The organism is Cytobacillus spartinae (assembly GCF_042865285.1).
GTDB lineage: Bacteria > Bacillota > Bacilli > Bacillales > Cytobacillaceae > Robertmurraya_A > Robertmurraya_A spartinae.
The window spans coordinates 193539-206438 of sequence record NZ_JBIACK010000005.1 but is presented as its reverse complement, the minus strand read 5'-3'; the positions used below and the strand labels follow the sequence as shown (position 1 = coordinate 206438).

Annotated in this window: 13 protein-coding genes; 4 read left to right on the top strand and 9 right to left on the bottom strand. The window is 35.3% G+C overall.

Features of this window, described 5'->3' with window-relative positions; genetic code table 11:
- Positions 1 to 18: 18 nt before the first annotated feature.
- A complete protein-coding gene (locus ACFYKX_RS12890) occupies positions 19 to 1428 on the top strand; it encodes an alpha/beta hydrolase family protein (protein ID WP_389361453.1) in 1410 nt (469 codons plus the stop codon).
- A gap of 123 nt (positions 1429 to 1551) precedes the next feature.
- Entirely contained in the window at positions 1552 to 2337 is a 786-nt protein-coding gene (locus tag ACFYKX_RS12885; RefSeq protein ID WP_389361452.1) for a GNAT family N-acetyltransferase, read from the top strand.
- Between the two features lie 139 nt (positions 2338 to 2476).
- Here ACFYKX_RS12885 and ACFYKX_RS12880 read toward each other — a convergent pair whose 3' ends face one another.
- The 7 genes from ACFYKX_RS12880 to sda form a co-directional block, all read right to left on the bottom strand.
- Positions 2477 to 2959, bottom strand: a complete 483-nt coding sequence (locus ACFYKX_RS12880; RefSeq protein ID WP_389361451.1) for an immunoglobulin-like domain-containing protein — start codon at positions 2957 to 2959, stop codon at positions 2477 to 2479.
- Positions 2960 to 3312: 353 nt separating this feature from the next.
- Positions 3313 to 3693: a VOC family protein gene (locus tag ACFYKX_RS12875; RefSeq protein WP_389361450.1), complete on the bottom strand. Its 381-nt coding sequence runs from the start codon at positions 3691 to 3693 to the stop codon at positions 3313 to 3315.
- Positions 3694 to 3818: 125 nt separating this feature from the next.
- Entirely contained in the window at positions 3819 to 5048 is a 1230-nt protein-coding gene (locus ACFYKX_RS12870) for an erythromycin esterase family protein (RefSeq protein WP_389361449.1), read from the bottom strand.
- A gap of 127 nt (positions 5049 to 5175) precedes the next feature.
- Complete coding sequence (locus ACFYKX_RS12865; RefSeq protein ID WP_389361522.1) at positions 5176 to 5613, bottom strand: GrpB family protein; 438 nt, start codon at positions 5611 to 5613, stop codon at positions 5176 to 5178.
- A 207-nt stretch (positions 5614 to 5820) separates the two neighbouring features.
- Positions 5821 to 6219, bottom strand: a complete 399-nt coding sequence (locus ACFYKX_RS12860; RefSeq protein ID WP_389361448.1) for a hypothetical protein — start codon at positions 6217 to 6219, stop codon at positions 5821 to 5823.
- 161 nt (positions 6220 to 6380) lie between these two features.
- Positions 6381 to 7766 carry an L-cystine transporter gene (locus ACFYKX_RS12855; RefSeq protein WP_389361447.1) on the bottom strand — a complete coding sequence of 462 codons (1386 nt, stop codon included), beginning with the start codon at positions 7764 to 7766 and terminating at the stop codon, positions 6381 to 6383.
- Between the two features lie 310 nt (positions 7767 to 8076).
- Complete coding sequence (gene sda, locus ACFYKX_RS12850; RefSeq protein WP_389361446.1) at positions 8077 to 8244, bottom strand: sporulation histidine kinase inhibitor Sda; 168 nt, start codon at positions 8242 to 8244, stop codon at positions 8077 to 8079.
- A gap of 342 nt (positions 8245 to 8586) precedes the next feature.
- On the opposite strand from sda, the gene ACFYKX_RS12845 reads away from it, so the two are divergent.
- The gene (locus ACFYKX_RS12845) at positions 8587 to 9273 is read left to right on the top strand and encodes a Na-translocating system protein MpsC family protein (RefSeq protein ID WP_389361445.1); all 687 of its coding nucleotides are present in this window, start codon (positions 8587 to 8589) and stop codon (positions 9271 to 9273) included.
- 99 nt (positions 9274 to 9372) lie between these two features.
- Entirely contained in the window at positions 9373 to 10434 is a 1062-nt protein-coding gene (locus ACFYKX_RS12840) for an ATP-binding protein (RefSeq protein WP_389361444.1), read from the top strand.
- A gap of 138 nt (positions 10435 to 10572) precedes the next feature.
- On the opposite strand, the gene ACFYKX_RS12835 is transcribed toward ACFYKX_RS12840, so the two are convergent.
- Both ACFYKX_RS12835 and ACFYKX_RS12830 read right to left on the bottom strand, forming a co-directional pair.
- Complete coding sequence (locus ACFYKX_RS12835; RefSeq protein WP_389361443.1) at positions 10573 to 11487, bottom strand: DUF1002 domain-containing protein; 915 nt, start codon at positions 11485 to 11487, stop codon at positions 10573 to 10575.
- 501 nt (positions 11488 to 11988) lie between these two features.
- Positions 11989 to 12900, bottom strand: a complete 912-nt coding sequence (locus ACFYKX_RS12830) for a D-alanyl-D-alanine carboxypeptidase family protein (protein WP_389361442.1) — start codon at positions 12898 to 12900, stop codon at positions 11989 to 11991.

Here is a 12900-nt window from a genome sequence, read left to right as displayed (position 1 = left end):
TTTTTTTGGAGGAATATCATGTTTTATGAATTATCATTACTAATTACAGTTGTTTTATGGCTTTTTGTTTGGCTATTTTTAAAGAATGAGAACAAACGAGTTTATTTTTTGTTTATCGGTTTTACTGTTATTGGGTTCATTTCATTTTTACTCTTAGAACCGTTAAGATGGCAATTATATCCGGCATTTCTAGCAGGTCTATTATTAGTTTTTCTTGCTAAAGGAAAGCCGTCTAAAAAGAAAAAAATTACAGCCTCTGTGTTTACGATTTTGCTAGTAACGATCTCAATGGTCTTAGTGACAGTAATGCCTAAGTTGTCTTTACCAGGAACAACAGGAGAATATTCAGTCGGAGTTAAAACGTTCCATCTGATTGATGAGGAACGAGAAGAACTTGCAACAAAGGAATCTGGAGATAAAAGAGAGTTTGTCGTAGACGTTTGGTATCCGATTGAAAAACCAAATGGTGTAAAAGAAGAAGAATACCCAACTGAGCTAGGAATGGTTTTTTCTAGTTTGATGAAGATGCCTGACGCAGTGTTTGCCTATTCGAAGTACGGAAATACGGAGATTTACAGAGAACAGCCTATTTCTGAGAAAGAAAACAACTATCCCGTTGTCATTTTCTCTCATGGGGATTTAGCTACCCGCTTTCAAAGCATGTTCCAAGTAAGAGAATTAACTAGTCAGGGGTACATCGTAATAGGGATCAATCATACACATAATGCATCCTTTACAACGTTTCCAAATGGGAAAGTAGTGGAAGGGAAAGATTTTTTAACAAATGATCTTGGAAATGAAGAGCATTATAACCGTCTCTTAGATGCTCGTATCGGTGATTTCTCCTATGTGATTGATACCCTAAAAGATTGGAATACAAATGATACGATTTTGAAAAACAGGATTAACGAAGAAAATATCGGAGTCATGGGTCATTCGTTAGGTGGTTCAGCCATTACAGGAGCACTAGTAAAAGACGACCGAATAAAAGCTGGATTTAATATGGATGGAAGAGTGTATGAGAATATTAAAACACTTGATTTCAAAAAACCATTTATGCACATGATTAACGATGCTATTCATACTCAAAAAACTACACAAGCAGATATAGACGGAATGGGAGATGTAAAAACAACCCTTGAAGATATGAACGAACATCAAGAGCTATTTATTCATTCTTTCAACGAGACATTTGATAGTCAATCAAACGACGCATACAAAATCGAACTAAGGGGTTCCAATCATTATTCATTCGCCGACCTCTTTCTAATGATAAAATTGCTTGCCCCAGAACTAGACGTCACAAAAGGTCATACAATCATCAATGATGCAACCATTGCCTTTTTTGATAAGTATTTAAAAGGAAAAGATGTTGATATCAAATTAGAATTGGGTAAATACGAAGAAATAAAAATGGAGGCAAAATAAAGGGTTGGTTCAAGAAGATTTCCATCGTTTTATATGAACATCGCGGTAGTTTCAACAAATCCCTATAATTCCTCTTTGTATTCTCCTATAATAGTAGTATGTAAGAATTTGGAGGATACAAAGATGGATATCTTAAAAAAAATTGAAGAACTAGATTTTGCCTATTTAGAATCATTTACTACAAGAAAGGAAACACCCTGGGGTTCACTCTTTTACGACCAAAGGCAGCCCTTATATTATGATGCAAACCATGCGCACATTAGAGAAATTCCAGAGAATCCAAAAGAAGTAATCACAGAAGTCATTTCCTTCTATCAATCTCTAGAAATCATTCCGCGGTTTTATATTTATGATACGGCATCACAAGGCGAGCTAATTAACGCTTTAAAAGATGAAGGATTTGGATATGAAGAGCTTCAAAGTCCTGTACAACTATGGACAGGTGAAATGGCTAGTGTTCAAAGTCGAGAGGATTTAACCGTCGAAGTATTAACACTTGAGAATTTACAAGAGGCAATTGATATAGAATGTTCCATTGAAGAACTAGGTGGTTCATCTCGCGAAAACTTATTAAAAATCGAATTTGAAAACCCTGCCTATGTTCATTATCTGTTAAGAAAAGATGGGAAAGCTTGTTCAACTGCTTGTATTTTTCACTTCGGCAAACAAGCAAGGATGGAAAGTGTTGCAACCTTAAAGGAATATAGAGGTCAAGGAATCATTGGCACATTAATTCACCATATCCAAAAGGAAGTTGCTAAAAAGGATTTAGAACATTTTTGGGTATTCCCCATCAATGAGCGTGTTGAAAAGGTATATGCGCGATACGGCTTTAACACAGTTACAACGATTACAACGGGTCACGCCTTCTTAGGTGGGAAAAGCATTACAGAAATACAGCAAGGTTAGATAAAATCATGGTTATAGACTAAAAAAGAGAGGATAGATGAACGAACGGGACTAGCATGCCTGTATTCATCTATCTTTTTTGTACAGTAAAGGAGCTCATTTACTTTTTATGTAAAGCCCCCAACATTTTAAGTGGAAGCTAACCAATTGTAAATTCTGCCGTCAAATAGTATTTATCATAGTCACCAGATTTTCTAAAATCTAGTATATCTTTCACGATACGGTACTCTCCAGTATCCAGACTCCCATAAAGCCAATCCCAATCAACTGTCCATTCCCTTACATCTGAAGGATCTAAGCCATAGCCAATATCATTAAATCCGTAGTTACCATCGAGGACAATGGGGACTTGGTACCATCTACCTTCGATTTTCTTTTCCAATAAATAATATTCACCATAGATACATTGTTTGTCAGAATTATTCTCAAATATTACAGTTAAACCAGTAGAGGAGACCGTTCCTTGCTTTACATTGATCATTACTCCATTAAGGTTGTTAACGGTTTCATGTAATGTAGGTTCCCAGTCAGCTCCTTTCGAGCTATTACTTGAACTTCCGCATCCTGATAAAATTATTAAGCTCATTGCTATACATAAAAGCAAACGAAAATATCTTTCCATAAAGAATCCCCCTTTTAATATAAGACGTAAAATGCCCAGGTGAGTTTCTATTATGATGCTAAACTTTTCTAATACGACAAGAAAAACATAAGAGGGTTATTCAAGAGGTATGGAATTTGCTACATTATAGAATAATGGGCTGTTATTTTTTTTAGGGCTTCAATAGTAGAGTAAGGGATACTGCCATTTTGGTGATTGGTAATAGTCCATCAACATTTAACTGCTGCTAAAGTAGTAACCTCTTATCGATATATGTGTCCTACTAATTAAGGCAACACGTTTGTACGCTACTAACCATTAAAAAATGCGTTAGTCTCTTCCAAGACAAACGCACCCTTTACGTTTTATCGTTACTACCTTTTTTCCATAACAGCGAAATAATTCTCTTCATTGTCAGCAAAGTTAAATACCTTGCCCGATGGCATTTCTACAATATCGCCAACTTTAATGCTTTTACTGGATAATTCGTTATACAAGCGTTCTAGATTTTCCGTAAAGAACATTAATGAAGGTGTACCTAGGTTTAAACCAGGGGACATTTTTGCAACCCATTCTTTATTATGAAGAATAATGCTAGTTTCTGCATCTCTACTAGGCGCTATTTCAATCCATCTCATCCCTAGCCCATTGTCTTCCTCGGAGACTACGTGAAAACCTACTTTTTCTGTCCAAAAATTTACTGCCTCATCTTGGTTATTTACATACAACATAATTTGTCCGACCCTATTAATCATACACTTCTCTCCTTCACATTTACTCTATCTTAGATGATTCTCTATCTTATAGAAAATTCCTTCTGATAATCAATTAGGAATGACTGTGTAGTTTAGTTAAAATACCCTATCATAAATGAATCCTATTATAAATAATTGGGAGGCGAGACTTTCTTAATAAAAAGGATTCCATCAAGTTGCTCACATGGAATAATCAATGTTTGCATCATTCCAGAATCTAAAATAACCGTTGGACTATATAACCACTTGTTTAGTCTGTTGGATGACAATTGAGAGAAATCAAGAAATGACACAGGAGTTGAAGTATGATTCATATAATCTTCGAGGCTTTTCTTGGGTGGAGTATTTAATTTTTGAGAGGTTTTCTTATCAAAAGTAACATCTCCTTCATACATATAAAAACCGAGGTGATAGGATTGATCCTCCAATTCAGGGCTCATTAAGGATCCCATCGGTTTATAAGAACTTTTAATATTTTTATAAATATGGTTATTATGAGCCCATACTATTACTTTTTCATTCGGATACAAATCATTGCAAATCCATGTTAAGTTATCTGCCATAATTTGATCTCGTATCTTAAGAAAATTACTCCTCTTAGTTGTGATATGGTTAAAAAAATGCCGCTTATTCTCTAACACCTTTTGAATTACTGCAAATTCTTTGTCCATATTTTTGTTAATAAAGCCTTCTCTTAAGTTGTTCAAGGTATTTTGTAAATAATCAATTACGTCTTCTATCTCTTTACTTGCTTCAAGGAATTCGTTTAATACTTTTCTAGGAATTCGTTTGCTTACTGCTCTATACGAACCAATGCATTCGTACCAGAAGGATGCTCCTTCCTCTACCTTTTTTAGACCCTGTAAAAAATCTGTTGGAAAGTCCATGTTTACTTTTTCTAAGTATTCATGGAATAAGCTCTGTTTTACAGAAGGCTGAAAGTCAAACCCAATTAAGTTAAGATCATAATTTTCTTTAACTAATTCAAATAGAGATAACGTTTCCTTCGATTTCCACAAAGAAAATACGGATTTCTCCATAATTTCAACAATAGAAAGTTCCTTTTTAAGATAGTTAGAACTATAGCCTTCACTTAATCCGCTTTCAAAAGCAATTACTTTGAATCCCATCTTATAATACAAGAAATGGATTAATCTTGATTTTAACAAACTATGCTCAGCGACCCCGTGTCCATTTTCGCCAAGCCAGACGATCCTCTTGTTATTTAGGACTTCTATAAGGAAGTCAAACTCATGGTCCTCACATTTATTTAAAGACTCTATTCCATAAGAATGTTGCTTTACCCATTCCGTGGACTCAATATATTTTTTATTTTTAGTTGAGAAAATTGGCATAGGTACCTCCTTGAAAAAACTATATATATATTTCTATTGGAGCGTGACTTTTCCTTCTTTTGTAAAAAAAGAAGAGATTATCTTCTTGTTGCAAGTAATCCCACTCTAATAAGGAAGATACTATCCTTTATTGAGCACTCCCTGAAGATCTGCATCTACTATTCTTACGTTTCCATTCTAATGCTCTTCGTTCCAAGGCTTGTACAAAGTCATTTTTACCATCACTATACCCTTCAATGTCTCTAGGGTACTGCCTGGCAAGTCGCTCCTTTAAGTTTCCATATTCTATTCTAGCTTCTTGATGGGATTTCAGATAATCTCGAACGGCTAGGTGTCGTTCAATTTCAAGTGTATGATCTTCTTGGAACATATGTATCTGATGTGTCCTGTTCTCTCCGCCCCTTCTAAAATACCTTCTGCCTTTAATCCCAAATTCTCCAAGAGGCTCATACCCTATTTCCATCATCTTTTGATTGTACTGATCAATATTGTCTATATTTTTAACAACTGGCAACATATCAATGACTGGCTTTGCTTTTAAGTTTGGAACGGCCGTACTACCAATATGATGAATCTCTAGAACTTCATCTTGTAATATTTCTTTAATTTTTTGGCTTCAATTTTAAATAATCGAACCCAGTTTTCATCATAATCGGATATCATAATATTCATTGCACGGTTCACCAAAATCGATTCCCCTCTTCACTACTTTTTCAAAAGCGCTTCGATTAGTAAAGAATACAGTAGTTTAATCAACCATTCTTACCTAATACTATTCAATGACAAATTGCAACCGACGAAATCCTAAGTCAAAACCATAAATTGCTGGGGATACAGTGATTTCATATTCGCCTTCTTGATACCCGCTTAAATGTATTCTGTATTCTACTCGTTGATTTGATTTTAATAGTAAAGTTCTTGCTTCACTTTCTTCGTTCAAGTCTATATGCTCTGTTTTTCCATTAAGAGAAACTACGTCTTGGTCCGTCTCATAATCTAAGCCGTAATTATATTCGAGCCAAGATAGAAATTGTAACTCAACATCTTCTTGACCAAAATTTTCAAGGCTAAAAATAAATTCTCTTTTCCCATTAACCATCCCGTTATCTACTAATTCCGTTGAGATTTTCGGTGGAGTCTGTGGTTTATTATAATGGTTAATTATTAACATACAAATAAGTCCGATTATACAAGTTAATGACAACAAACCTAAAAACTTTTTCATAGTCCCATCCCTTTTTCTCCCATTTTACCATTTACTTGTTCAGGTATCATATTGAGAAATTCCAAAAAAAGGATGAACCCTTTACGGTCCATCCTTTCTCCATATTATTAAGCTTCAAGCTGTTGTGTTGGCTCTGAATAAACTGTAGTATCTAATTCACCTGTAGCTTTACTAGTTAGTATACCAGCTGTCATACTTCCGCTTACGTTAACCGCTGTACGTCCCATATCAATAAGTGGTTCTACTGAAATCAATAGACCAGCTAGTGCGACTGGTAAGTCCATCGCAGATAAAACTAGGATGGCTGCGAACGTTGCTCCCCCACCAACTCCTGCTACACCAAATGAGCTGATAGTTACAATTAGAATTAATGTTGCTAAGAATCCAGGGTTTAATGGATTAATTCCTACCGTTGGAGCAATCATGACTGCAAGCATCGCTGGATAAACACCGGCACACCCATTTTGACCAATGGATAACCCGAATGAACCAGCGAAGTTGGCCACTCCCTCTGAAACTCCTAAATCCTTTGTTTGCGTTTTAATATTTAGAGGTAGTGCCCCTGCACTTGTTCTAGAAGTAAAAGCAAACGTTAGAACTGGGATTGCTTTCTTAACATAAGTTACTGGATTTAAACCAGAAAGTGTAATCAGGATTAAATGAATAATGAATACAATTGCCAGTGCAACATACGAAGCTACCACGAATTTTCCTAGTTTCATAATCGCGGTGTAATCGCTTGTAGCGGTCACCCTCGTCATTAACGCTAATACCCCATAAGGAGTTAATCTTAAGATTAATGTGACCACACGCATCACAATGCTATAGAAGGCATCTACGATTTTTGAAAATAGCTCTGCATGCTCAGGATTCTTTCTTCTAACACCTAGGAAAGCTAACCCAATAAAAGCCGCAAAGATAACTACCGCAATCGTTGATGTCGGTCTTGCACCTGTGAAATCTAAAAATGGATTTGCAGGTAATAAATCTAACATTTGTTGTGGTAACGTACGATTTTCAACCTCTGTAGATCTTTGTTCTAAATATTCACCGCGTGAAGTTTCTGCATCACCCTGTGGAATTTCCACTGCTTCTAGATTAAATGCAAGTGTAACAGCAATAGCAACTGCTGCAGCAATCGCCGTCGTTCCTACTAAAATACTAATAATTAATCCACTAATTTTTCCAATGTTATTGGAGAGCTTCATTTTCGTGAAAGCTGCAATAATGGAAATAAACACAAGTGGCATAACGATCATTTGGAGCAGTTTCACATACCCTACCCCTACGATATTAAACCATTCCACAGATCCCTTGATAATATCGGAACCAGCGCCATAAACAAGTTGTAAAACAAAACCAAAAACAATACCAATCCCTAACGCACTAAAAACACGCTTAGAAAATGATACATGCTTCTTTTGCATAAAGAATAATAGTGAGACTAATAAAATCATAATGGCAATATTCACAACTAATAAGACCGTATTCATTTGGCAAATTCCCCCTTTACATATAGTGTAAAACTAATATAGTACCATTATTCCGATAAGTCAAGTATGAATTAGTATCTAAAAAGATTTCCGACCGAACGCGATAGGAAAAGGAACTATATTGCTACATTATATACACCCAATACTTCGGAAATGCGCATAAAAAAACCGCAGTTCACAATTGAAAGCGGTTTGTACTCTGTAATAAATTTTTAAAGAAGAAGTCAGCAACAGTCTACACGAAACTAGTACTCCATTCTACTCTCTAGCAAACCTGCACCGTTTAATTATATAAACTATAGAAAAAAATTTATTCCAAGTTAAACTTCTTTTTCTTTAATAAATAGTTTTCGGCTTTCATAACTAGATCTCTTCTTTTTATTTCTTCTTCTAGTAATTCAATGAATTCTGTATCTAACTTTAGCTTCATTGCTTTCATATAACTATCAAGTAATATCCTCTCTGGTACATGGCGCACTGTTATTCTCCTTCCAAAAAAAGTAACTACTAACTAGTTCCCCAATTCACTTAAATTAAACATATTTAGCACTCTGAGCTAAATTTTATTTAGGTTTCCTAAACTTTGCGAAGAATAAATGTCTTTTGAGTTTTGTTTAATAAAATAGTTACGTTAAAGAGATACTAATTGCAATAGATTAACACGTTTTTGACACTATTCAAAGGTTTTATCTAATAAATACGCAACTTTTTTCCATATATTTCATACGTAATTTGTTATGATTGATTTTTTCTATAGAAGAACATAAAATTATAATTGGACAAAAGATATTACGCTTTTGTCTATATGAGGATGGTTTTCTTGGATATCAAAAAGGTTCAAACAGACCTGGCAAGTTATATTGGTAGATCACTCCGTGAAAATTTCGGCAAAGGGCCAGAGTCCGTTTTTGTTTCCATAAATCAAGGCTATATAACAGTCTATTTACGAAATTTTACTTCTCCTACCGAAAATATTTTGTTAAGTAAAGATCAGGATGGAATGGTTCAAAAGACTAGGGATATGTTGATGCAAACATTAATTCCTGAGTTTAAAGCATATATTAGAGTACTGACAGAATTGGATGTTAGGGAATTCTACTATGATTGGAATTTACATAATAGAAGTGGCATGTTTGTTTGTATTGCCTCTCCCCCTGAACAAATAATAGACAACCAATTTCATGGAAAAAGCGAATTTAATAACGAGATTATTTCTGTCAGTATACAGGCACAAAAAGCACCCGAAGAAATAACTTCTTACTTGTTAAACAATAGGACATTAGTTGCTATACGCAATGGAATATTGGTCTCTATTGAAAAAGAATTAATTCGTTTGGGGAGCTCTGAAACATTAAAGCTGGCAAAAAGAAATCTCGAAAAACGATTATTACATAATAATGATCATTTTGAAAAGATACTTAATACAAAGATTAAGGACATTTTTGTAGATTGGGACTTCACTTTAGATAAAAGTGTCATCACATTCATATTATCTCCAAAACTATGAAGGTAGAAGTGAGTTAGACGACTTAAAAGAGCTAAACACAAGCCAAGATGGGTTTATTCCATCTTGGCTTTTTTTTATAAAAAGGGAGCGAAAAGTTAGATGTCAGAAAAGAGAAATAGACAGGAAGAAGCCTTTCGGGACTTAGTTGAGCACTCCCCAGATGCTGTTTTTATTGTAAAAAATGAGAAAATATTATTCATTAATAAGATAGGGATTAGTCTATTAGGCGGGAGAATCCCAGAGGATATATTTTCCAATACCTTATTTGATTTCGTTCATCCCGATTATCATCAAATCGCAAAACAAAGCATAGCAACTGTGAATAATGGTGAGTTAGTGGATTTTCTGGAATATACATTTATTAAACTAGATGGAGAAAATATTCATGTTGAGGTTAGAGCTATGCCTACATTCTTCCAAGAACAATCTGCTCAATATATGATTTTACGGGATATAACTGATAGAAAAAGAACACGAGAGCACCTAATTGATTCCGAGAAGTTATCTGTTGCAAGTCAGTTAGCAGCTGGGATTCATCACGAGGTTAGAAACCCATTAACGACAATCAAAGGGTTTTTGCGATTGATGGAAGCAGAGTTACCGTATTCAGATTACTTTAAAATAATCGAAGATGAAGTTCAGAGAATCGAGTTTGTTCTAAGTGAACTTCTGGTACTCGCTAAACCACATAATGTAAAGTTAAAGCATGAAAACTTAAGATTATTACTCGACGATGTTAAGGCTATGTTTAATGCTCAAGCCAGTAGCAACAACGTTCAAATTGAATTCATTTACGATTTTGATAATGTCATACTAAAATGTGATAAAAATCAAATCAAACAGGTTTTTATAAACTTTTTAAAAAATGCTGTTGAAGCAATGCCGGACGGTGGAATGGTTACAGTGGAATGCCAACCATATACGGATAAAAAAGTTAAAATGCTTATTAAGGATACAGGTACAGGAATGCCTCAAAAAATATTAAAGAAAATTGGACAACCCTTCTTTACAACTAAAGAATCTGGGACTGGCCTAGGAGTTATGCTCTCAAAACAAATCATTAAGAATCATAACGGAAGTTTTAATTATTGGAGTGATTCTAACGGTACAATCGTAGAAATTATTTTGCCCATTAGTTTAATATCATTGAAGATGGAGTAAGATTTCCGTGTAAAAAAATTGATATGGAAATGCCTGATATGAGGGTACCATCCTCATTTAGGTGTGTTAACTAGTGGCTGATACGAAAGTTTTAAAAAACCGCTTGGCAAAGGTGAAGTGCCAGGCGGTTCACTATTTTTATGAGAAAATACTCTTTATACTTTCAATTAAATTTCTAAAGAAATCAGCAACAGCTTGCATGAATCCCGGATCCCCAATCGTTTCTTCAATTCGTTTTTGAATATCTTTTGATAGATCCTCAAGCTGAGATTTAACATTATCAAAGTTGATGTTCAAGTCACGCATTTTTTCAAATAAATCAATTAAAAGCTGGCGGTCTTCGTCACTTAATTGAATCTCAAGTGCCTTTAACTGCTCATCAATAATTTGAATCATCTCTTCTTGAGTTTGTGGACTTTGTTCAGCAATTTGTTTCTTAATTTCGGTTAAAAGTTCACTTACTTTTTCCTCATCAATTTTCTTCGCTAAATCGGTCGCCAATCCTAACTCCTCGTTCGCCACTTCTGTACGTTCTTTACTAAGCTCTGATCCTTCACCCTCATCATACGCTTTATAAATTCCGACTAGGGCAGAGTGTCCGCTTACTTTTACAGGAGAAGCAACATCTACAATCGCATCGGTAACCCCCGCTGTTAAAAGGGCATTGGCATACATATCGCTCGTTACCTCTGTAATATTGTCCGGAGTAACGATATTAATTTCGACCCCTTGCGCTTCATCTGTTCTCGTAATTTTCGCACTAGAGTACATATTGGAGTTTTTGTCTCCATCTATGTAGTACACAAGATCTTCACCTGTCACGGTAATCTCTGTAACCTTTGTTCTATCCTTAACTTCTAGTAATTTTCGAGTCTCTTCTTGTTGTGCTTCAGATAAAGCATCTCCATATACAACAATCGGTAAGCCGTATTTTTCATTTATACTTTCTTCGTCTTTGTTATTGCTGTCAGCAAACGCTTGATTTCCCATTCCAAATGAAAAGGCAAGTACTGGGACCACAACTGCACACTTTAAAAAATGCTTTAAAGCCATTTCGGATTCTCCTTTTTCTGTTCTGTTTCGAAAGTAGTCTAACAGATTAGCTGGTTTTGGCAAAGTGAAATTTTTAGACAAGGTTCTTTATAAAAATTGTCCACCTTAATAGACGTTTTTATCGTATGTTTAGTTTCATTTTGTGTTTTTTGTCTTATTTCATACTTTTGTTGAGGAGGGCTATTATCCGAAGTCGAGCTTTATCAGCCAATAATTCCATTTATCATCCTAAAATTTTCTCCTAATCTGTTTATCAGCCAAACTTGAGGCTCTACTGTCCAAATTTGAACTCGTATTGTCCATATTTGAAATTCTATCATCCAAATAGGTGAAACCCTTGATTGTAAGTCACACTAGGTTTTTGAATCGTATTGAATCCTACCAACCAAACAGGTAAAGCCCTCACGTAAAAGCCACCCTATCACACTAGATATATTTGAATCATATTAAATTTTTTCTACCAACCAAACAGGTAGAACCCCTGAATACGAGGTCTTATGTTCAAAAATACGGCTGTATATACTGACTAACGATATACTTTAAACTCGGCACATAAGGTTTCTCAAATCCAAATGAAAATAACTTTTTCGTTTCGATGAATCTAGCATGCTTCTCTTCCGTACCCATCACAACCGAGATTAGTCTCCTATCCCCTTGCTTAGCCGTTCCAGCAAAACAGTACCCTGCTTGATCCGTAAATCCCGTTTTCAATCCGTCTACTCCTTCAAACCACAAATCAGCATTCCCCGAGTGTAACATCTCATTTGTTGTAAAAACATGAGAACCATCATATTGCAGCTGGTACATGGAAAGCTTTGTAGTATCTAACACCTCCGGAAAATCGTACAACAAGTGATAAGCTAATTCCGCCACATCTGAAGCTGTCATGACGGATTCTTCGTTTAGAAGATTGGGTAATCCCGTAGCATTTACAAAGTGTGTGTATTTCGACAACCCTAACTCTTTCGCCTGTTCATTCATTAACACTGTAAACTGCTCTTCACTTCCCGCAATTTTCTCTGCTAAAGCTACCGCTGCATTATTGGCAGAAGCAATCACCATGGATTGAAACAAGTCTCTCACTTTTATGGTCGTACCTAATGTAACTTCTATTTTCACTCCGGTACTTTGTAAATAGTTCTCCGTAATGTTCACTTCATCATCCCAGTCCAGCTTGCCTTCCTTAATATGTTTCAGAACGATATACTCGGTCATCATTTTCGACATGCTGGCAGCTGATAATGGGATATTCTCATTTTTCTTATGTAAAACCTTTCTCGTATCCGCGTCAATTAGGATGTATGACTTAGCCTGAATTGATGGCCCTTTTACATAAAAAATAGAATAATACCCTGTAACGACAATGGCTAGCAAAATAACACATACAATAAAGAGTTTTGTTAGTATTCTCAT

Coding starts and splice junctions, on each gene's coding strand:
- ACFYKX_RS12890 (WP_389361453.1), top strand. CDS start 19: ATGTTTTATGAATTATCATTACTAATTACAGTTGTTTTATGGCTTTTT.
- ACFYKX_RS12885 (WP_389361452.1), top strand. CDS start 1,552: ATGGATATCTTAAAAAAAATTGAAGAACTAGATTTTGCCTATTTAGAA.
- ACFYKX_RS12880 (WP_389361451.1), bottom strand. CDS start 2,959: ATGGAAAGATATTTTCGTTTGCTTTTATGTATAGCAATGAGCTTAATA.
- ACFYKX_RS12875 (WP_389361450.1), bottom strand. CDS start 3,693: ATGATTAATAGGGTCGGACAAATTATGTTGTATGTAAATAACCAAGAT.
- ACFYKX_RS12870 (WP_389361449.1), bottom strand. CDS start 5,048: ATGCCAATTTTCTCAACTAAAAATAAAAAATATATTGAGTCCACGGAA.
- ACFYKX_RS12860 (WP_389361448.1), bottom strand. CDS start 6,219: ATGTTAATAATTAACCATTATAATAAACCACAGACTCCACCGAAAATC.
- ACFYKX_RS12855 (WP_389361447.1), bottom strand. CDS start 7,766: ATGAATACGGTCTTATTAGTTGTGAATATTGCCATTATGATTTTATTA.
- ACFYKX_RS12840 (WP_389361444.1), top strand. CDS start 9,373: ATGTCAGAAAAGAGAAATAGACAGGAAGAAGCCTTTCGGGACTTAGTT.
- ACFYKX_RS12835 (WP_389361443.1), bottom strand. CDS start 11,487: ATGGCTTTAAAGCATTTTTTAAAGTGTGCAGTTGTGGTCCCAGTACTT.
- ACFYKX_RS12830 (WP_389361442.1), bottom strand. CDS start 12,900: ATGAGAATACTAACAAAACTCTTTATTGTATGTGTTATTTTGCTAGCC.